Raw genomic sequence first — 20,451 nt, 5'->3', positions numbered from 1 at the left:
ATGAGCGAGGGACCCGTGGGTCCCCTTGCTCCAAACCCTATTCGTCGTCCCGGTCTGCGGAAAAGGTCCGGCGCTGCCACCACCGCACACCGGTGGACGGATGCCGCGGCATCCGTCCACCGTCTATCCGGCGCGTCTGGGCTACGAGGCCCCCGCCGTCGCGTTCTCGAGCTTCTCGAGCACCTGGTCGATCGTGAACGACGCCGACTCCTGGCGCTGCGGGAACTCGGCGAGCGTCTGCAGCATCCGGGCGACGTACGCCTGCGCGGGGATCATGAGGAAGACGCGTGCGAGCACCCAGTCCCAGTACGTGTTCGAGGTGATGTCGGCGCGTTCGTACGGGTCGGTGCGCAGGTTGAACAGCTTCGGGAAGCGCAGCTCGGTGTACGGCTCCTGCCACACCAGCAGAGTCCCCGCGGCGCGCTGCTCGAGGAAGACGAGCTTCCAGTTCTCGAAGCGCAGCGCCGTGAGATCGCCGTCGTCGGAGACATAGAAGAAGTGCCGCCGGGGGCTGTGGTCGGCCTCGCCCGTGATGTAGTCCAGCTGGTTGTGCCCATCCAGGTGGACCTTGAACTCGGTGCCGTGCAGCTCGGTGCCCGCCTTCAGTCGCTCGGCGATGTCGTCGTCGCCGACCGCAGCGAGCAGCGTCACGAACCAGTCGTTGTGGCTGACGATGCCGTTGAGGGTGGTCCCCGCCGGGATGCGGCCCGGCCAGCGCACCATCGCCGGGACGCGGTAGGCACCCTCCCAGTTCGAGTTCTTCTCGTTGCGGAACGGCGTCATGCCGGCGTCGGGCCAGCTGTTCATGTGGGGCCCGTTGTCGGTGGAGTACATGACGATGGTGTCCTCGGCGAGGCCCAGCTCGTCCAGCAGGTCGAGGAGGCTGCCGACGACCTCGTCGTGATCGAGCATCGTGTCGTGATACTCCGACTGCCAGCGCCCGGAGCGGCCCTTGCTCTCCGGCTTGGTGTGCGTGCGGAAGTGCATGTGCGTGGAGTTGAACCAGACGAAGAAGGGGGTGTCGTCCTCGGCCTGACGGCGGATGAAGTCGGACGCGGCGTCGCGGAACTCCTCGTCCACGGTCTCCATGCGCTTCTTCGTCAGCGGGCCGGTGTCCTCGATGCGCTGGGTTCCGTCGGCCTCGGCCCATGAGTGGATGACGCCACGCGGCCGGAACCGCTCGCTGAACCCCGGGAACTCCTCGTCGGTGGGGTAGTCGGGGTGCTCCGGCTCCTCCTCGGCGTTGAGGTGGTACAGGTTGCCGAAGAACTCGTCGAAGCCGTGCGCGGTCGGAAGGTGCTCGTCGCGGTCGCCGAGATGGTTCTTGCCGAACTGGCCGGTGGCGTAGCCGTGGTGCTTGAGGGCGTCGGCGATCGTCGGGTCCTCCGCCTGCAGACCGAGCGTCGCTCCGGGCATCCCCACCTTGGTCAGGCCCGTGCGGTACGGGTTCTGGCCGGTGATGAAGGCCGCGCGGCCCGCCGTGCAGCTCTGCTCGCCGTAGTAGTCGGTGAATTTGACCCCCTCGTGCGCGACCCGGTCGATGTTCGGTGTGCGGTAACCCATCAGTCCGTCGGAGTAGGCGCTGAGATTGGAGATTCCGATGTCATCGCCCCAGATGATGAGGATGTTGGGCTTGCCGGGCATGAGTGCTCCTGTCGTGCGGCGGGGATCCAGATGTCCTCTTGCATCCAAACATCCGCCGGCGCCCCGCGGCTAGAGTCGCGTTCATGACCGACCTGCTGCCGTCGTGGCGCGACACCGCCACCCGCACCGCGATCCTCGAGTTCATCGCCGCCGTCACCGAGGAGGGCGGCCCCGACTTCGTCGCCCCGGACGCCCGCGTCGCCGTGTTCGACAACGACGGGACGCTCTGGACCGAGAAGCCGATGCCCACGCAGCTCGCCTACCTGCTGCAGCAGTGGAAGGCCGCGGCCGAAGCGGACCCGTCGCTCGCCGAGCGCCAGCCGTACCAGGCAGCGGTCACCGGCGACCTGGCGTGGCTCGGGGCGGCGATCGACAAGCACTACGCCGGCGACGACGCGGATCTCGGGCTGCTCATCGCCGCGGTCGCGGCGACGTCCGGTGGCACGAGCGTCGACGAGTACGCGGCATCCGTCAGCGACTTCTACCGCGATGCCCGTCACCTCACCCTCGGCGCCCCCTACGCGCAGGTGGTCTATCAGCCGATGGTCGAGCTCATCCGCCTGCTCGAGGCCAACGGCTTCACGACGTACATCGTCTCGGGCGGCGAACGGGACTTCATGCGTCCGATGACCGAGGCGTACTACGGCATCCCGGCGGAGCGCGTGGTCGGCACCGGCATGGGGCTCACCTACGACGCGGACGCGAACGTGGTGCGCTACGTCCCCAAGCTCGACTTCTTCGACGACGGTCCCGAGAAGCCGGTGCGCATCTGGATGCGCGTCGGCCGGCGGCCGATCCTCGCCGGCGGCAACTCGAACGGCGACATCCCGATGCTGCGGTTCGCGCAGGGGACTGCGCGCAGCCTCAGCCTGCTGATCCACCACGACGACGACACCGGCCGAGGGGACGCGCCCTACGACAAGGGTGCCGAGCAGGCGCTGGCGGAGGCATCCGTCCACGACTTCACCGTCGTGAGCGTCCGCGACGACTGGTCGCAGGTCTTCCCGAACGCGTGACGCGTTTCGTCTCGCTCGTTCCTCGCTCGCTCAACGACCGAGATCCTCGGTCGCGGACGATCCGACGCTCCTCGACAGCGAGCGCGTAGCTCCGGGTCAGGCGTCGGCGGCGCAGCGGAAGCCGATGTGCGACATGCCCGTGTCCTCGGCCTGGGGCGACCGGGCGGCCGGGCGGAAGCGCAGGCAGTAGTCCGGCGAGCACAGGTGAGAGCCGCCCTTGAGCACTCGGCGCGGGATGGCAGGGAACCCTTCCTGCGCGCTCGCGGCGGCGAGCAGGTTCGCGCGCTTGCCGGCGTCGACGGGCTTGTCCGACAGGCGGAGGTGTCGCGGGGTGTAGTAGTCGGTGGTCCACTCCCACACGTTGCCGGTCATGTCGTAGAGGCCGTAGCCGTTGGCCGGGTACGAGCCGACGGGGGCCGCATCGCCGACGCCCTGGTTGTCGTAGGGGAAGCGCCCGAGCCACGAGTTCGCCTGCGCCACCCCGCCGGGGTACGCCTCGTCGCCCCACGCGAACCGCCGGCCGTCGAGCCCGCCGCGGGCGGCGTACTCGTGCTCCGCCTCGGTCGGCAGGCGCAGGCCCGCCCATTCGGCATAGGCCGTAGCGTCCTGGAAGGCGATGTGGACGACGGGATGCCGCATCCGCTCGTCGACGGACGAATCCGGTCCGAACGGCCGCCGCCAGTAGGCACCGGGCTGCCAGCGCCACCAGCCGCGCCAGTTCTGCAGGTCGACCGGGCCCGGCGTGGGCGTGAAGACCATGGATCCGGGGACGAGGTCGGCGGGGTCGGCACCGGGAAAAGCTGCCGGGTCCAGCTCGCGCTCGGCGACGGTGACGTAACCGGTGTCGTCGACGAACGCCGCGTACTGCGCGTTGGTCACCGCGTGCCGGTCGATGCGGAACGGCGGGACCTCCCGCTCGTGCACCGGGCGCTCGTCGGGGTAGAACTCGTCCGATCCCATGCGGAACACGCCGCCGTCGAGGAGCACCTGGTCGTGGATCGCCGCAGTCACCGCTCCACCGTAACCGGCCGGCGCGGCCGGACGGCCCGCGCGCGGGGTCAGAAGCTGCCGATGCCCTTGCCGATGATCGCGACCCCGATGACCAGCAGCAGCACCGCCATGATGACCGCGTTCTCCTTCGCGAGCCAGCCGCGCAGCGCGTCGAGCGGACCGCGCAGCTTGTCGGCCGCGAGCAGATATCCGACGACGGGAACGAGGACGGTGGATGCCGCGATCAGCGTGAACACCGCGATCACGACCACGATCGACCCGGCGTCGAGGCCGGCGGCGCCGATCGTCACGCCGGCGCTCGCCGCCAGCAGCAGGTTCTTCGGGTTGACCGCCGCCAGCAGGAAGCCGAGGCCCAGGGCCTTCGGGAAGGTGATGGTGTCGATCGCCTGCATCCACTTGGGCATCGCCGGCTCTTCTCCCGCCTTCGGCCGGCCGCGCCACTGGCGCACGGCGAGCAGGAGCAGCAGTGCGCCCAGCACGAGCTGGATGACGCCCTTGATCGGCTGCGAGGCGTCCTCCTCCTCGCCCGGCAGGATCGACGAGAGCAGCGTGAAGACCGTGACGGCGACGACGATTCCCAGCACCCAGCCGACGAGGAATCCGGTTCCGGTCACCCGTGCCTTGGGCGACAGCAGCATCAGGATGGCCGCGATGATCGGGATCGGGCTGATCGCGACACCGAGGGCGAGCGTGAGGATGTCTCCGATGACGGCGCCCATGGGCTGCCTCCTGGGGGATCGAGCGACGGCGGACGTCGCTACGGTACCGGCCCGCCGCGCTCAGGCGCCGTTGATCCGGTCGCGCCACTCCAGCAGGGGCACAAGAGGCGAGAGGTCGTAGTCGGGCCCGTCGATCGCCGGGATGAGGAGGCGGAAGCCCAGCTCGTACAGGCGGGGAGCGGCATCCGTCTCGAGAAGCGGGCCGAAGCCGCGGATCGTGTAGCCGGTCGACAACTCGATCTCGGCGGGGTCGCGGCCCTCCCGAGCGCACCACTCGTGGAGCACGCCGATCTTGCGCGGCATGTCGTCGAGCGCCGTGAAGGTGTGCCAGATGTCGGCGTGCTGCGCGACCATCCGCAGCGTCTTGCGCTCGCCCTGCCCGCCGATCAGGATCGGGATCCGCCGGGTGGGTGCGGGGTTGAGCCGCTCCCAGCGCGAGCGGATGCGCGGCAGATCGTCGGCGAGCGCGTCGAGGCGCGAGCCGACGGTGCCGAACTCGTAGCTGTACGCGTCGTAGTCGGGCTGCGCCCAGCCCGAGCCCGTGCCGAAGACGAGCCGGCCGGTGCCGGTGGCGCGGGCGCTGATGTGGTCCACCGTGCGGGCCATGTCGGCCTGCAGGTCGGGGTTGCGGTACGAGCTGCAGTTGACGAGGGGGCCGAACTCGACGCGCTCCGTCTGCTCGGCCATGGCGGCGAGCACCGTCCACGCCTCGAAGTGCTCGGCGTCCATCGGCTCGGTGAGCGGGAGGAAGTGGTCCCAGTTGAAGACCGCGTCGACGCCGAGATCCTCCGCGCGCAGCACCGCGTCGCGGTACGAGGTGTAGGAGGAGTGCTGCGGCGCCAGCTGCACGCCGATCCGGAGCGGTCGATGAGCGGCAGGATGCCGGAGCTCGGTCACGTCGCGGAACTCCCTCAGTTCTTCGGCTCGATGCGCAGCACCTCGGGCGACTCGCCGACGGCCAGGTCGTCGACGATCCGCAGCGTGCGGGCGAGGTCGTCGACGCTGCCGATCACGGTGCCGAAGCGTCCCCGGTCGGAGCACACCGCCGTCACCGTCACGAAGTGCGTGCCGGTGTCCCAGGTGTAGGTCGCGAACGGCGGGGTGCGCGGATCCGGCGGCAGCGAAAGCTCGAGCTTCTCGCCGACGCCGAGGTAGGGGTTGCGGAACGACTCGGTGTCGTCGTACTCCATCGGCATCATCGCCCGCGCCGCGCGCAGATCGTTCGTGGCCTGTTGGATCTGCGCCATGACGACGACCAGCTCGGCGTCGGCCTTCCAGACCCAGACCAGCACGCGGCCGGCGGCCTTGCGCATGAGGAAGGGTGCGGCCTGGCTCATCGCCCAGGCGGCGACGCCGCGTCCCGGGCGCGGACCGGTGGTCGCCGAGCCCGTCGAAGCGCCTGTCGGCGACTCATCGCCCGCGGGACCGCGGAGGGCGCTGCCGGCCTGGCTGAGCAGCATCCGTATCGCCGCCTTGCGGTGACGGCGCCCGCGGAAGCCGAGCGACTCGGTCACGGGCACCCAGAGGTTCGGGTCGGCGTCGGCCTGCAGACGGGGCATGCGACCAGGGTACGTGCCCCGCGCGGCGCGTTCCTGGAGAGGCCCCGGGAAGCCTCGGGTACAGTGGTTCCGCGCGGCGACCCGCCCCCCGCCGCCCGCCCGCCGCACAGACAGGCCCCCATCCCGTGACCGATCCTGCGACGCCCGACGACACCCCCGCCGCGACCGCTCGACCGCTGAAGATCCTCATCGGCGCCGACACCTTCCTTCCCCACGTGAACGGCGCCGCCCGCTTCGCCGAGCGCCTCGCCGCCGGACTGGTGACCCGGGGCCACGAGGTGCACGTGATGGCGCCCAGCAGGACCCACCGCGAGCACGGCACGTTCACCGAGGTGATCGAGGGGCAGCCGATGACGATGCATCGCCTGCCGTCGTGGCGCTGGTATCCGCACGACTGGCTGACGTTCGTCATGCCGTTCCGCTCGAAGTACTACGCCCGTCGCGTGCTCGACAAGGTGAAGCCCGACGTCGTGCACAGCCAGTCCCACATCGTGATCGGGCGCGGTCTCACGCGAGAGGCGCGCAAGCGCGGCATCCCCGTGGTGGCCACGAATCACGTCATGGCCGAGAACGTGCTCGACTTCACCATCCTCCCCGACTCGTGGACGCGCTACGCCGTCAAGCTCGCCTGGCAGGACGCCGAGCGCACGTTCAAGATGACCCGCGCCGTCACCACCCCGACCCGCAAGGCCGCCGAGTTCCTCGAGCGCACGATCGACGTCCAGGGTGTCATCCCGGTCAGCTGCGGCATCGACGCCTCGAACTACACGGCCGACCTCTCGCCGCGCGAGTCCCACCGCCTCGTGTTCGTGGGCCGTCTCACGACCGAGAAGCAGATCGACGTCGTGCTGCGCGCGATCGCGCAGCTCGACCCCGCGCTCGACGTGCGCTTCGACATCGTCGGCAGCGGCGACCAGCGCCGCAACCTCGAGCAGCTGGCCTCCGACCTCGGCATCAGCGACCGCATCCACTTCCACGGTCACACCACCGACGACGAGCTGCGATCGTTCCTGACCGGCGCGAGCGCGTTCGTGATCGCCTCGATCGCCGAGCTGCAATCGATCGCGACGATGGAGGCGATGGCGTCCGGCCTGCCGATCGTCGCCGCCGACGCGGTCGCGCTTCCGCACCTCGTGCACGACGGCGAGAACGGCTACCTCTTCCGCCCCGGCGACGCCGACGATCTCGCCGCGAAGCTGACGACGGTGCTGACGCAGACGCCCGAGGAGCGCGAGCGCATGCAGCGTGCCTCGCTCGAGGGCGTCAAGGTGCACGACATGCGCCGCACGCTCGACACGTTCGAGGCGCTGTACCGCGACGAACCGCTGCCCGAGTAGCCACCGTGCACGTCGTGATGTTCGGCGACCAGCACGCTGAGACCCTCGGCGGCGCGCAGGTCTCGATGCGGCTGCAGCGGCGATTCCTCGAGAAGGCCGGACACACCGTCACGATCGTCGCACCGAGGATGCACGGCGCGCGGGCGCGGGCGGCGGCGGGGGCCGATCCGTCGTACCTCGACCTTCCCTCCATCCCGATCACGCTCGACCGGGAGTACTCGATGACGTGGCCGGGACGCCGCACGGATCGCTGGCTGGATGCCGCGCTCCGGCGCCTCATCGCCGACACCGGCCGGCCGCGGGTCGATGTCGTCCACGTGCAGGCGGACTTCTGGGGCGCGTACATCGGGCATCGCTTCGCCCGGCGTCACGGGCTTCCGGTGGTGCACACGATGCACAACCGCGTCGACGTGGGGATCGAGGCGACGGCGCCATTCCCGACGCTCGTCCTGCGGGTGCTGAACGCGTGGCAGCGGCGCGCGCTCGGCGTCACCGGCGAGGCGGGGCCCGCCGCGGGCGACGGGTGGACCTACCTGCGCCGGTTCGCGCGCCGGTCGGAGGCGGTCACCGCCCCCTCGTCCCACTTCGCGCGACGGCTGGAGGCGCACGGTGCGGTGCCGCGTGGTCGCCGCGCATCCCGGCCGAACCCCGGCGTGACGCCGGTCGTTCCCACGGTCGACGTGATCTGGAACGGCATCGACGACGACGTGCTGGACGAGGTGCTCGCCGAGACGACCGCGCCGTCCGCGCCACCCGCGCGGCCGCGGTTCGTGTGGCTCGGGCGCATGAGCCCCGAGAAGCGGCTGCTGCCGTTCCTCGAGGCGCTCGCCGCGGCGGGCGTCGACGCCGACGTCGAGATCATCGGGGGCGGCGGGCAGCTGCGCGCCGCGCGGCGCCTGGTCGAGCGGCTGCGCCCGCGCGCGACGGTCACCTTCGCGGGACGGATGCCGTACGCCCAGACCCTGCGGCGCATCGCGGCCGCCGACGCGGTCGTGCAGACCTCGATCGGCTTCGAGACGCAGGGCATGACGATCTTCGAGGCCGCGTCGCTCGGGACTCCGGCGGTCGTGAGCGACCCCGATCTGGCCGCCGAGCTCGGATCGGGGTACTGGGCCGTCGCCGACGGCGATGCGCCCGGCCGAGGCGGCGCCGACGACTCGGTCGCCGCACTGGCGGACGCGCTGCGGGCGGCGGCATCCGATATCTCCGCCGGAACGCCACGCCTGCCCGACCCGACGATCCGCGAGCGGTTCCGGCAGTCGTCGCGGACCGCGGCCATGGTCGCGGTCTACGAGCGCGTCACCGCCTGACCCTCGAAATCGCGAAAGGGGAGATCTCCGCACGCCCGAGCTTGCGGAGAGCTCCCCTTTCGCGATTCCTGACGGGGCCTGGAGGCAGGTCAGTAGAGGCGGGTGGGATCGATGGGAGTCCGACGGTACCCGTCGGAGCGGAGGGCGGCGATCGTCGAGCCGAGGGCCACCGCGGACAGTGCTGCAAGAAGAATCACGATGAACATGGCAGAAACGCTACGCTTGCGGAAGAACTGCCACGAGTGGCAGAATGGCCACGAACCGCAGGAAAACTGCCACACCGGAACCGCGCCCACGGACGAGCGCCATACAGGAGGTCCGCATGCACACCGTCGCCTGCATCGTCACCGACGGCTTCGCGCCGTTCGAGTTCGGGGTCGCGTGCGAGGCGTTCGGCCTCGACCGCTCCGAGGACGGCATTCCGAACTTCGACTTCCGGGTGGTCACGCCCGATCCCGGCGTCGTGGAGTCGAAGATGGGCTTCTCCATCAACGTCCACGAGGACCTGTCGTTCGCCTACGAGGCGGACCTCGTCGTCGTGTCGCCGATTCCGCATCAGTACTGGGGGCGCATCGATGAGCGCGTGCTCGACGTGATCCGCGCTGCCGTGGCGCGCGGCGCCTGGGTGCTGAGCGTCTGCAGCGGATCGTTCGTCGTCGCCGCCTCCGGCGTGCTCGACGGCCGGCGCGCCACGACGCACTGGATGTACGCCAAGAAGATGAAGGAGATGTACCCGCAGATCGACGTCGACCCCGACGTGCTCTACGTGCAGGACGGCCGCATCATCACGAGCGCGGGCACCGCCGCCGGCCTCGACGCGTGCCTGCACCTGCTGCGCCAGGAACTCGGCGCCGAGCTGACCAACATCATCGCCCGCCGCATGGTCGTGCCGCCGCAGCGCGACGGCGGCCAGGCGCAGTTCATCGCGAACCCGCTGCCCGCCACCACGTCCCTGTCGCTCGCACCGGTCACCGACTGGATGCTCGACAACCTGCGGCTCGAGCTCACCGTCGACCAGCTCGCGGCGAAGGCGCACATGTCGCCGCGCACGTTCGCACGCCGCTTCAAGGCCGACCACGGCGCGACGCCGGCGGCCTGGCTCGCCCGGCAGCGGATCATCCACGCGCAGCGCCTGCTCGAGAAGACGGACCTCGGCCTCGATCGCATCGCGTACGAGAGCGGGTTCGGCTCGGCGGCGGTGCTGCGGCAGAACTTCGCGCGCGTGCTCGGCACCACCCCGACCGCGTACCGCTCGCGGTTCGCGTGTCACGAGGACGACATGACGGATGCCCCGACCGCCGCCGAAGCGGTGGCCGAGGCATCCATGCTCGAATCGGTGGCGTGAGCAGGGCGCGGTGCGTTCGAGCACCGCGCCCTCACGCGGCTATGCGCGGCGCGCGTCGATCTCGCGGCCGTGGACGGTGAGCGCGTAGATCACGATCACGTCGAGGGCGAGCACCGAGAGCGACAGCCAGGGCTGTGCGGCGATGAGGGAGAGCTGCCCGATGGCGTTGATCGCGACGAGCACGATCGCGGTGACCCGGGCCCACTTCGCACCGCCGAGCAGGGCGATGCCCACGAGGATGAGCAGCAGGCCCGCGATGAGGTGCCACCATCCCCATCCCTGGATGTTGATCGAGAAGAGTCCGGCGTCGCCGACGAAGTAGGCGGTGTCGGGACCGATGAGAGCCTGAAGGCCGTGGAACGCGTCGATGGCGCCCGCGACGATCAGGAGGACGGCGGTGAACACGCCCCATCCTGCCCAGCCGGTCGTAGTCGTGTTGTCTGTCATGTGAAGAACCCTTCGTTCGGCGAGAAACCGGTGCGATGAGGGAATCCGACCCGCACCACAGGGGTGCTCTGAAGCACTTGCGGCACACACTAGCGAACCTGGGAGATTCCTGAGTGCTTTTCTTTCCGCGATCCTCGCGGGGGGTCATCGGCGGTCGTGTGGCGTCATGCTGCGCGCTCAGCCCCATGAGATGCGCGGGCCTCGCGCCCGGAGAAGGATGTCGGGTGGAATCGTCCGGCCTTCGTTAGCGTGAGACCGTGGCCTTCCATCCGCGCACGTGGTTCTCGCGCAAGACCCTGCGCAAGGATGCCGTCGCGGGCGTGATCCTCGGCATCGAGGCGGTGCCCGACGGCCTGGCGGCAGGGCTGCTCGCCGGTGTGAACCCGCTGGCCGGGCTCTACGGCTACCTGTTCGGCATGGTCGGTGCGGCGGCGCTCACCAGCAGCGCGTTCATGGCCGTGCAGGCCACCAGCGCGATGGCGCTCGTCGTCTCGGATGCGGAACTCGGCACGCTTCCCGACCCGGATCGTGGGCTCTTCACACTCGCGATCCTCGCCGGGATCGTCATGATCGTCGCGGGACTGCTGCGTGGCGGCCGGCTGATCAGCTTCGTGCCCACCGCGGTCATGACCGGGTTCGTCACGGCCATCGGCGTGAACATCGTGCTCGGCCAGCTCTCGAACTTCACCGGCTACCAGGCCCAAGGGGGCAATCGGCTGCTGAAGACGGTCGACGTGTTCCTGCACGTCGGGCAGTGGAGCATCCCGTCGCTCATCGTCGGCGCGATCTCGGTGCTCGTCATCGTCGTGCTGCTGCCGACCCGGGTCGGCAGCATGGGCCTGGTCATCGCCGTGATCCTGGGCTCGGTGTGCGCGGTGATGCTGAACACGTGGGTGAACAGCACGGTGGTGCTGCTGCGCGACATCGTCGAGGTCCCACGCGGGCTGCCGGCTCCGGTGCTGCCGAGCATCGCCGACGTCCCTGCGCTGCTGATCCCGGCGCTGTCCCTGGCCTTCATCGGCCTCGTGCAGGGCGCCGCCGTGTCCGCGGGCATCCCGACCGCGGACGGCAAGCGCGCCGATGCCAACCGCGACTTCCTCGGACAGGGTCTCGGCAACGTGGTGTCGGGCCTGTTCCAGGGGATGCCGGTGGGCGGGTCGATGTCGGGATCGTCGCTGATCGTCCAGGCCGGCGCCAAGACCCGTCTGTCGCTCTTCATCGCGGGCGCCGTCATGGCCGTCGTGGTGTTCGTCGCCGCGGATCTGGTGTCGTACGTCGCGATGCCGGCGCTCGCGGGCCTCCTGATGATCGTGGGGTGGCGCGCGGTCAAACCGAGTCGCATCTACTCGGTGGTGAAATCGGGCGCCCTGCCGACGGCGATCATGGGCGTCACGTTCGGGCTGACCCTGATCATCCCGCTGCAGTTCGCGGTGCTGGTGGGGGTCGGCCTCGGCGTCATCCTGTACGTCGCCGAGCAGTCCAACAGCGTGCGCGTGCGCGCCGTGCATCTCGCCGACGACGGGCGCATGCGCGAGAGCGACCCGCCGGCCGTCGTCCCGCCGGGGGAGGTGCTGGTGCTCCAGCCCTACGGCAGCCTCTTCTTCGCCAGCGCCCCGGTCTTCGAGCGCCAGCTGCCCGACGTCAGCCGCGAGTCGAGCGGTGCGGTGGTCATCGTGCGGCTGCGCGGCACCGACGAGATCGGCCTGTCGCACGTCGAGGTGCTGCGCCGCTTCGCCCATCAGCTGCGCGACGCCGACTCGACGCTCAAGGTGGTCGCCAGCGAGGACAGGGTCATCGCGCATCTGGCCGCCGGGGGACTCACCGCCGACATCGGGGAGGACAACGTCTATCGCGGCTCCGAGTGGGTCGGTGAGGGTCTGCGTCGCGCGTACGCCGATGCGCTGACGGAGATCGAAGCCTGACGCGACATTGATCCGAACTCGGCACGCTGGTAAACTTGAGCCAAGACGACTCAAGTTTCGAGTCCCACAGATTTCAGGAGACAGATGAACGCCACACAACAGCCCGGACAGGAGGACGCGCAGAGCGCCCTCGAGCAGTTCGGCATCAACCTCACCGACCGCGCCCGTCAGGGCAAGCTCGACCCCGTCATCGGGCGAGACAGCGAGATCCGGCGCGTCAGCCAGGTGCTGACCCGCCGCACGAAGAACAACCCCGTCCTCATCGGCGAGCCCGGCGTCGGCAAGACCGCCGTCGTCGAGGGCCTCGCCCAGCGCATCGTCGCGGGCGACGTCGCCGAGTCGCTCAAGGACAAGGAGCTCGTCACCCTCGACATCTCGGCGCTCGTCGCCGGCGCCATGTACCGCGGCCAGTTCGAGGAGCGCCTCAAGAGCGTCCTCAAGGAGATCACCGAGTCCGATGGACGGGTCATCACGTTCATCGACGAGCTGCACGTGCTCATGGGCGCGGGCGGCGGCGAGGGGTCGGTCGCGGCATCCAACATGCTCAAGCCCATGCTGGCGCGCGGTGAGCTGCGCATGATCGGCGCCACGACGCTCAACGAGTACCGCGAGTTCATCGAAAAGGATGCCGCGCTCGAGCGCCGCTTCCAGCAGGTCTATGTCGGCGAGCCGAGCGTCGAAGACACCGTCGCGATCCTCCGCGGACTCAAGGAGCGGTACGAGGCCCACCACAAGGTGGCGATCGCGGATGCCGCGCTCGTGGCCGCGGCATCCCTCAGCCATCGCTACATCCCTAGCCGGCAGCTGCCCGACAAGGCCATCGACCTCATCGACGAGGCCGCGTCGCGGCTGCGCATGGAGATCGACTCGGCGCCGCTCGAGATCGACGAGCTGCGTCGCCACGTCGACCGCCTGAAGCTCGAGGAGCTCGCGCTGAAGAAGGAGAAGGACGAGGCCTCGAAGGAGCGTCTCGCGGCGCTCCGCGAGACGCTGCGCACCGAGCAGGAGAAGCTCGGCGAGCTGCAGGGCCGCTGGGAGCGCGAGCGTGCATCGCTCAACCGCGTCGGCGACCTCAAGACCAAGCTCGACGCCGCACGCATGGAGGCCGAGCGCGCGCAGCGCGAGGGCAACCTCGAGAAGGCGTCGCGCCTGCTCTACGCCGAGATCCCGGCGCTCGAGCGTCAGCTCGTCGAGGCCGAGCGCGACGAGCCGGCGGGTGACCGCATGGTCAACGAGCAGGTCACCGACGAGGACATCGCGGCCGTCATCGCGGCGTGGACCGGCATCCCGGTCGGCCGGCTTTTGCAGGGCGAGACCGAGAAGCTGCTGCACCTCGAGGCCGAGCTGGGCAAGCGCCTCATCGGCCAGAAGCAGGCCGTGAAGGCGGTGTCGGATGCCGTGCGCCGCTCCCGCGCCGGCATCAGCGACCCCGGTCGCCCGACCGGCTCGTTCCTCTTCCTCGGCCCGACCGGCGTCGGAAAGACCGAGCTCGCCAAGGCGCTCGCCGAGTTCCTGTTCGACGACGAGCACGCCATGGTGCGCATCGACATGTCGGAGTACGGCGAGAAGCACACGGTGTCGCGCCTGGTCGGCGCCCCTCCCGGGTACATCGGGTACGAGCAGGGCGGTCAGCTGACCGAGGCCGTGCGGCGGCGCCCGTACTCGGTCGTGCTGCTCGACGAGGTCGAGAAGGCGCACCCCGAGGTCTTCGACGTGCTGCTGCAGGTCATGGACGACGGGCGTCTCACCGACGGGCAGGGCCGCACCGTCGACTTCACGAACGTGATCCTGGTGCTCACGTCGAACCTGGGTTCGCCGATCCTCATCGACCCGACGCTGTCGGCCGAGCAGAAGCGCGACGCGGTCATGGGCATCGTGCGTCAGGCGTTCAAGCCCGAGTTCCTCAACCGGCTCGACGACATCGTGATGTTCTCGGCGCTCAGCGAAGACGACCTCGCGCAGATCGTGGAGCTCGCGGTCTTCGCGCTGCAGCGGCGCCTGAAGGACCGCCGCCTCACTCTCGCGGTGACCCCCGACGCCCGCGCGTGGCTCGCCGAGCGCGGGTACGACCCGGTGTTCGGCGCGCGGCCGCTGCGCCGGCTCATCCAGTCCGAGGTTCAGGACCGCCTCGCCATGGCGCTCCTGTCGGGCGGAGTGCGCGACGGCGACGTGGTGCGGGTGGATGTCGCGGCCGACGGCTCATCGCTGGTGCTGACCAGCGACGGCCCGGCCGCGGCCGAGCCGGCCGCGGAGGACGACGACGTGATCGAGGCGGAGCTGCTCGACGACTGAGGTCGGTGACCCGGCACGAGGATCCGCGCGTGAGAGCATCGAGCGTGCGCACCGTCCGTGCCCTGTGGGGCTCCTCGCATCCGGGGCCGACGCTCGTCGTGACCGTGCTCGCCCTCGCCCTGGGCATCGCGACCGGGCTCGAGGCGTGGCGCATCGCCCTGCTGACGGTCGCGGTGTTCGCGGGGCAGCTGTCGGTGGGCATCTCGAACGACGCGCTCGATGCGGCGCGCGACCGCGAGGTGGGTCGCACCGACAAGCCCCTCGCGCGGGGTGACGTCACGCTCGGCGTCGCCTGGGTCGCGGCGTGGGGTTTGCTTGCTCTCGCGCTGATCCTCTCGGTGCCGCTGGGATGGCGGATGCTGGCGGCCCACGCCCTGACGCTCGGATCGGCGTGGGCGTACAACGCGGGGCTGAAGTCCACCGCGTGGTCGATAGCGCCGTTCCTCGTCAGCTTCGGCGTCTTCCCGTCGCTCGCGACGCTGTCGGCCGCCGACCCGACGTTCGCGCCCGGCTGGGCGTGGATCGCCGGCGGCGCGCTCGGCGCGGCCGTGCACCTGACCAACGTGCTGCCCGACCTCGACGACGACGCCCGCACCGGTGTGCGGGGTCTTCCGCACCGCCTGGGCCCGCGCGCCTCGGCGGTGATCGCGGCTCTCGCGGTGGCCGGCGGGGCGCTCGCCGTGCTGCTCGGTGCGGCGGGCGGGGACCTGTCCGCCGTGTCCGCCGTCTCGTGGGTGTTCTTCGGGGCCGTCGTCGCGGTCGCGATCGTCACCGCGTGGCGGGCGATCGCGCGGCCGCCGACCCGCACGCTGTTCCGCCTCGTGATGCTGGCGGCGCTCCTCCTCGCGGCTCAGCTCGTCGCCTCGGGCAGCGCGCTCGCCGGCTGACGCACGGTCCTGCCGCGGCCGGTCCGTTCGGCGCCCAGCAGGTCCGTTTGGGGCGCATGCCGCGCGTTTGGGGCGCATACGGTGCGCCCCGAACGCGCGGCATGCGCCCCAAACCCGAGATGGCATAGGGGAGAGGGGCGGATGCTGCGGCTCCGGCTCGCCACAGGCTCAGGCGTCGGCGTCGAAGCCCATGGCGTACGCGCGGGCGAACAGGCGTCCCGACGGCCCGGCGAGCATCGCGCGCACCGCCGCTCGCCGCAGCGCGTCGGTGCGAGGCAGCGGCCGGCCGAGCCTGGTGTTCACGCTCGCCATCGCCGCCGCCCGGCGCGCCGACCGCAGCCGGCGCTCTTCCCAGCGTCGCAGCTCGCCGTCGGGCGCGGAGCCGGTGCGGACCCATTCCGCGAGCAGCGGCGCGAGGGTCACGGCGTCGAGCAGACCCAGGTTCATGCCCTGGCCGCCGATGGGGCTCACCTCGTGCGCCGTGTCGCCGATCGCGAGCACCCGCCCGTTGCGCAGGCGCGGCGCGACGACCCGTCGGACGCCGAACGAGGTCGCCGCCTGCACGGCCTCGGCCGTCGCCTCCTCGCCGCGTCGTGCGAGCGCCAGCCGCAGCCGCTCGGCGCGGGCATCGGGCTCATCGTCCGCGCCGGGCGCGTCCCACGCCACGAATCGCCGCAGGCCGCCGGGCAGCGGAAACGACTCGAGCACGCCGTCGGGATCGAGGTGCACCACCGCGACCTCGTCGTCCGTGCGGCCGGCGGCTGCGGCATCCGTCATCAGATAACGGTCGGGGTACTCGCGCACGGAGACGCGACCCGGCCGGTAGACGAGGTCGCGTGCACCGCCGCCGCCCGCGACGACCACGATGCCGCTCTCGAACTCGATGACGCGGCCGAGGTGAGCCGCCCGCACCACCACGCCCGTGTCCCGCGGCATCACGGCCATCACGCGCGCGCCGCGCAGCGGCTCGGGGGCATCGGCGCCGAGAGCGGACTCCGTCGTCGTCTGCGGCAGCGTCGCGACGAACGGAAACCGCGCCGCGAGCGCGTCGAAGCGCACGGTGCCGAGCAGGCGTCCGCGGCTGCGCGCCTCGCCCCGCCCCACCCGCACGGCCTCGGCGAGCAGCCGTTCGGTGAGCCCCGACGGTTCCAGCGCCGCCAGGACGGGGGAGTGGATGCCGATGGCCCGGGTGCCGTCGCCGGCCTCGGGCCGCCGCTCCAGCAGCCGCGCCTCGACCCCGCGCCGTTGCAGTTCGCCCGCCAGCAGCGTGCCGACCGGCCCGGCACCGACGATCGTGACGTCAGCCATGGCCGCGACCCGTCGCCAGCACCCGGAACGGCGCACCGGTGTGCACGGTCCACGCGCCGGGCATCGCCTCGTCGAGCGCCGCCGCCAGCTCGGTGGCGGTGTAGCTGCGCCGGATCGACCGCAGCCCGTCGGTGCGGAGGAACGTGCCCGGCGCGAACGGCGTGATGCCCACGGCGTACAGGCCGTAGGCGAGCCGGGAGCGCTCGATGTCGCTGTGCAGCACCAGCCCGCGGGAGAGCTCCAGCGACTCGGCGGCGAAGCCCGGCAGCGCGTCGCCGAGGTGGTGCAGCACGTGGTTCGACAGCACGGCGTCGAACGTGGCACCCTCGCCGACGAGTGTCGCCGCGTCGGCGCACCGGAAGGTCACATCGTCGCCTCCGCCGCGCTCGAGCGCCACCTCGTGGGAGCGCGGGTCGGGGTCGATCCCCGTCCACTGCACGTCCAGCCCGTCGCGTCGGGCAGCCGCGGCCAGCCGCACGATGAGGTCGCCGCCGCCCGAGCCGATGTCGAGCACGCGTGCGGGGCGCCCGAGCGCCGCAAGGTGAGGAGCGAGGGTCCGCCGGTACACGGCGCCCCACCCCGAGACGAGGCGGTTGATCGTGCCGAAGCGGCGCAGCGTCGCACGCAGTCGGTCGGGGTCGCACGTCGGGTCGTCCATGAGCTCGACGAGGCGCTCGTCGCGGACGGCGAAGCTCATGCGGCCGTGCCCCCGATCACGCCTGCCGGGGGCGAGTGGCCCTCAGCGGAGCACAGTCCTGCCGTGTGCGCGCCGACCGTGAGGGAGGCCACTGCCGGCCTCACGCGGATGCCGCCAAGGCGAGGGCCATGTCGTCGTCCACGGCTTCGGCCACCCGCCGCTTCGTCATGAGCGCCGATTCGACGGTGAGCCCCGGCCCGAAGGCCAGCCCGGCGACACGCGCGCCGTCGCCCACCGCCTCGTCGCGCAGGAGCGCCGCGAGGATGAAGAGGATCGTCGCGCTCGACATGTTGCCGTAGTCGCGCAGCACGCCGCGCGACGCGGCCAGTGCATCGGGGGCGAGTTCCAGCCCGGTCTCGACGCGGTCGAGCACGCTGCGCCCGCCCGGGTGCACGGCCCAGACGGCCGGATCGCCGTCGTCGCCCAGGAACCTCGCCACGGCACCCTGGATCTCACGCCCGATGATCCGCGGCACCTCGGCCGACAGCACCATCTCGAAGCCGTTGTCGCCGATCGTCCACACCATGTCGGTCTCGCCCTCGTCGGTGAGTGCGGTGCCGAAGCGTTCGAGGTCGAGCCCGCCGGCGCGGCCGATCGCCGGGTCCGCCGTCACGATGGCCGCCGCGGCCCCGTCGGCGAAGACGGATGCCGCGACGATCTGCTGCGGGTCGGCCGAGGCGCGCACGTGCAGCGAGCACAGCTCGGTGCAGACCATCAGCACCACGGCGTCCGGCCGGGTCGCGGCGAGCGCCGTCGCGACGCGCAGTGCCGGAAGCGCGGCCGCACACCCGATGAATCCGAGGTGGCAGCGCTCGACGGTCGGACTCAGGCCGAGGTCGCGCACGAGGCGATAATCCGGTCCCGGCGCGAACAGTCCCGTGCAGGACACGGTCACCACGTGCGTAACGGCCGACGGCTCGATGCGCCCGTCGCGCAGCGCCGCGCGGGCCGCCTCCGCCGACAGGGCAGGTGCCGTGGCGATGTACAGGTCGTTGCGCGTGCCGGTCGTCGGCGAGAGGAGTCGCCCCTCCGCATCGACGAAGGCCGGCACGCCTGCGGGGCGCGGACCGGGCGGCGTCGCGAGGTCGGTCAGGACGGTGTGACGCTGTTCGATCGCCGAGGCGTCGAACACCGCCTGGATGCGCCGCCGGGTGAGCCGATCGACGCCGTCCTGCGCCGCGAACAGCGCACGGACATCGTCCTGCCGGATCCGGGTCGCAGGGACCGCCGTGCCGATCGAGACGATGCGCGCCGTCATGGAGCAACCTAAGCACGCCCGGGCACCCGTCAGCACCGTCTTGCCGGAATCCGGGCCGTGAGGTACCGGGCGCGGCGCCGGTGCGCACGAGCGGGAAGTCGTCGGCCGAATGCGGACGCCCCGGCCCGACCCTGCACGGCGGGCCGAGGCATCCGCAGATCTTCCGCGCTCAGCGACGCGGCTCGGTGTCCCCGCCCTCGGCATCGGCCGTGGCGGGCCCGCCGGTCGCGTGGTCCTCGTGGGCGTCGGGCAGCTCGCGCATGCTCCAGAACGGCCCGGTCACGACGAAGAGGCACGCCAGCAGCTCGCCGCTCGCCGCGATCCAGAGAGTGGGGACGGTGCCGATCCAGGTGCCGAGGGCACCGGCCAGGAGTGCGCCGATGGGCATGACACCCCAGACGACGAACCGGATCGAGGCGTTCATGCGGCCGAGGAGCCGCGGCGGGGTGATGCGCTGGCGGAAGGTCACCTGCGTGATGTTGTAGAGCAGGATCGTGAAGCTCATCACGAAGAACTGCACCACCAGCAGGGGGAACGCCAACGCCGGCACGAGCGAGATCGCGGGCAGGAAGAACGGGGCGATCGAGAACGCGATGGCGCTGACCGGGATGGCCCGCGCCTCGCCGAGCCGCTTCACGATCCGCGGGGTCGCGATCGCACCGAGCAGCCCGCCGACCGCCGACAGCGAGAACACGATGCCGAGCATCTGGGGTGTCAGGCCGAGCTCGCGCAGCGCGAAGATCGGCAGCAGCGTCGTCGCCATCGTTCCGAAGAAGTTCGCGACACCGGTCGTGCCGACGATGCGGCGCAGCAGCGGGTTGCCGAACACCCAGCGCAGCCCCTCGCCGATCTCGTGCACGAGCGGCTTGCGGTCTTCGGGTGGGCGCAGCCGCTCGTGGTCGCGGGTGAACAGCAGCGCCACGAACGAGGCGAGGTACGTGCCGACGGTGATGAAGATCGCCAGGGGAGCGGCGAGCACCCCGACCAGCCACCCGCCGACCGCCGGGCCCGCGAGGCCCGCCAGCTGCTCGGTCGACTGCAGCTTGCCGTTGGCCTCGGCGATCTGGTCGGTCCGCACCAGCGACGGGATGATGCTCTGATTCGACACGTCGAAGAACACGGTCGCGACGCCCATGATGAGGGCCACGACGATCATGTGCCAGATCTCCAGCGCGCCGAACAGTGCGAGTACGGGGAGGGCGCCCAGTGCGAGGGCTCTGACGCCGTCGGCGGCGATCATGACGTGGCGCTTGCGCATGCGATCGATCCAGGCGCCGGCGGGAAGGCCGACGACGAGGAAGGCGGCGACCTGCGCCGCGTTGAGCACGCCGACCTCCCATTCGGTCGCGTTCAGCATCAGCACGGCCAGTACCGGGATCGCGAGCTCGGTGATCTGCGCGCCGAACTGACTGAGCGCCTGGCCGCTCCACAGCGTCAGGAAGTTGGCGTCGCGCCACAGCGAGCCCTTGCCTGCCGAGCCCTTACCGGCCGTGGCGGGCGCCGTCGCGCCGGTGGTCGTCGTCGCGGGCCGGGCTGCGGCATCCTGATCCGCCTCCACCGCCTCGTCGGCACCGGCCCGTGACGTGAGGGTCGACGCCTCGGCACGCGCTTCGGCGAGCGAGTCGGGGGAGAGCTCCGCGGTGCCGGCGTCGGCCTCGCGAAGCTCGTCTGATTGGGACATGTCAATCAGTGTGCGCCA

Annotated in this window: 17 protein-coding genes; 7 read left to right on the top strand and 10 right to left on the bottom strand. The window is 71.1% G+C overall.

All coding sequences use genetic code 11. The annotated features are described in order from the left end of the window. Positions 1 to 141: 141 nt before the first annotated feature. Entirely contained in the window at positions 142 to 1,644 is a 1,503-nt protein-coding gene (locus ABG085_RS18605) for an arylsulfatase (protein ID WP_347977235.1), read from the bottom strand. Positions 1,645 to 1,727: 83 nt separating this feature from the next. Between ABG085_RS18605 and ABG085_RS18600 the strand changes: the two genes are divergently transcribed. After that, the gene (locus ABG085_RS18600; RefSeq protein ID WP_347977234.1) at positions 1,728 to 2,660 is read left to right on the top strand and encodes an HAD family hydrolase; all 933 of its coding nucleotides are present in this window, start codon (positions 1,728 to 1,730) and stop codon (positions 2,658 to 2,660) included. A gap of 96 nt (positions 2,661 to 2,756) precedes the next feature. Here ABG085_RS18600 and ABG085_RS18595 read toward each other — a convergent pair whose 3' ends face one another. The 4 genes from ABG085_RS18595 to ABG085_RS18580 are packed head-to-tail and all read right to left on the bottom strand — an operon-like array spanning position 2,757 to position 5,949. Next, positions 2,757 to 3,671 carry a formylglycine-generating enzyme family protein gene (locus tag ABG085_RS18595; RefSeq protein ID WP_347977233.1) on the bottom strand — a complete coding sequence of 305 codons (915 nt, stop codon included), beginning with the start codon at positions 3,669 to 3,671 and terminating at the stop codon, positions 2,757 to 2,759. Positions 3,672 to 3,718: 47 nt separating this feature from the next. Beyond that, entirely contained in the window at positions 3,719 to 4,390 is a 672-nt protein-coding gene (locus ABG085_RS18590) for a GAP family protein (protein ID WP_347977232.1), read from the bottom strand. Positions 4,391 to 4,450: 60 nt separating this feature from the next. Then, positions 4,451 to 5,287: an LLM class F420-dependent oxidoreductase gene (locus ABG085_RS18585; protein WP_347977231.1), complete on the bottom strand. Its 837-nt coding sequence runs from the start codon at positions 5,285 to 5,287 to the stop codon at positions 4,451 to 4,453. A gap of 14 nt (positions 5,288 to 5,301) precedes the next feature. Continuing rightward, positions 5,302 to 5,949: a hypothetical protein gene (locus ABG085_RS18580; RefSeq protein ID WP_347977230.1), complete on the bottom strand. Its 648-nt coding sequence runs from the start codon at positions 5,947 to 5,949 to the stop codon at positions 5,302 to 5,304. Positions 5,950 to 6,074: 125 nt separating this feature from the next. Between ABG085_RS18580 and ABG085_RS18575 the strand changes: the two genes are divergently transcribed. From ABG085_RS18575 to ABG085_RS18565, 3 genes are all read left to right on the top strand, one after another. Beyond that, positions 6,075 to 7,286: a glycosyltransferase gene (locus tag ABG085_RS18575; protein ID WP_347977229.1), complete on the top strand. Its 1,212-nt coding sequence runs from the start codon at positions 6,075 to 6,077 to the stop codon at positions 7,284 to 7,286. A 5-nt stretch (positions 7,287 to 7,291) separates the two neighbouring features. Beyond that, positions 7,292 to 8,596, top strand: a complete 1,305-nt coding sequence (locus ABG085_RS18570; RefSeq protein ID WP_347977228.1) for a glycosyltransferase — start codon at positions 7,292 to 7,294, stop codon at positions 8,594 to 8,596. Positions 8,597 to 8,918: 322 nt separating this feature from the next. Next, positions 8,919 to 9,941, top strand: a complete 1,023-nt coding sequence (locus ABG085_RS18565; RefSeq protein ID WP_347977227.1) for a helix-turn-helix domain-containing protein — start codon at positions 8,919 to 8,921, stop codon at positions 9,939 to 9,941. 39 nt (positions 9,942 to 9,980) lie between these two features. On the opposite strand, the gene ABG085_RS18560 is transcribed toward ABG085_RS18565, so the two are convergent. Further along, on the bottom strand, positions 9,981 to 10,388 hold the full coding sequence (locus tag ABG085_RS18560) for a hypothetical protein (RefSeq protein WP_347977226.1): 408 nt from the start codon (positions 10,386 to 10,388) through the stop codon (positions 9,981 to 9,983). A 257-nt stretch (positions 10,389 to 10,645) separates the two neighbouring features. Between ABG085_RS18560 and ABG085_RS18555 the strand changes: the two genes are divergently transcribed. From ABG085_RS18555 to ABG085_RS18545, 3 genes are all read left to right on the top strand, one after another. Further along, on the top strand, positions 10,646 to 12,310 hold the full coding sequence (locus ABG085_RS18555) for a SulP family inorganic anion transporter (RefSeq protein ID WP_347977225.1): 1,665 nt from the start codon (positions 10,646 to 10,648) through the stop codon (positions 12,308 to 12,310). An 84-nt stretch (positions 12,311 to 12,394) separates the two neighbouring features. Further along, a complete protein-coding gene (locus ABG085_RS18550; protein ID WP_347977224.1) occupies positions 12,395 to 14,602 on the top strand; it encodes an AAA family ATPase in 2,208 nt (735 codons plus the stop codon). Positions 14,603 to 14,631: 29 nt separating this feature from the next. After that, a complete protein-coding gene (locus ABG085_RS18545) occupies positions 14,632 to 15,489 on the top strand; it encodes a UbiA family prenyltransferase (RefSeq protein WP_347977223.1) in 858 nt (285 codons plus the stop codon). Between the two features lie 168 nt (positions 15,490 to 15,657). Here the strand turns inward: ABG085_RS18545 and ABG085_RS18540 are convergent, their stop codons facing one another. The 4 genes from ABG085_RS18540 to ABG085_RS18525 form a co-directional block, all read right to left on the bottom strand. Continuing rightward, entirely contained in the window at positions 15,658 to 16,797 is a 1,140-nt protein-coding gene (locus ABG085_RS18540) for an NAD(P)/FAD-dependent oxidoreductase (RefSeq protein WP_347977222.1), read from the bottom strand. Next, positions 16,790 to 17,494, bottom strand: a complete 705-nt coding sequence (locus ABG085_RS18535; protein WP_347977221.1) for a methyltransferase domain-containing protein — start codon at positions 17,492 to 17,494, stop codon at positions 16,790 to 16,792. Before ABG085_RS18535 ends, ABG085_RS18540 begins: the two co-directional genes overlap by 8 nt. Positions 17,495 to 17,594: 100 nt before the next feature. Further along, entirely contained in the window at positions 17,595 to 18,752 is a 1,158-nt protein-coding gene (locus tag ABG085_RS18530) for a type III polyketide synthase (protein ID WP_347977220.1), read from the bottom strand. 169 nt (positions 18,753 to 18,921) lie between these two features. Next, positions 18,922 to 20,433: an MFS transporter gene (locus ABG085_RS18525; protein ID WP_347977219.1), complete on the bottom strand. Its 1,512-nt coding sequence runs from the start codon at positions 20,431 to 20,433 to the stop codon at positions 18,922 to 18,924. Between the last annotated feature and the right edge of the window lie 18 nt (positions 20,434 to 20,451).

This window comes from Microbacterium sp. ProA8 (assembly GCF_039905635.1).
Taxonomy (GTDB): domain Bacteria; phylum Actinomycetota; class Actinomycetes; order Actinomycetales; family Microbacteriaceae; genus Microbacterium; species Microbacterium chionoecetis.
The sequence above is the reverse complement of the archived record's forward strand: the minus strand, read 5'-3'. Positions and strand labels throughout refer to the sequence as shown.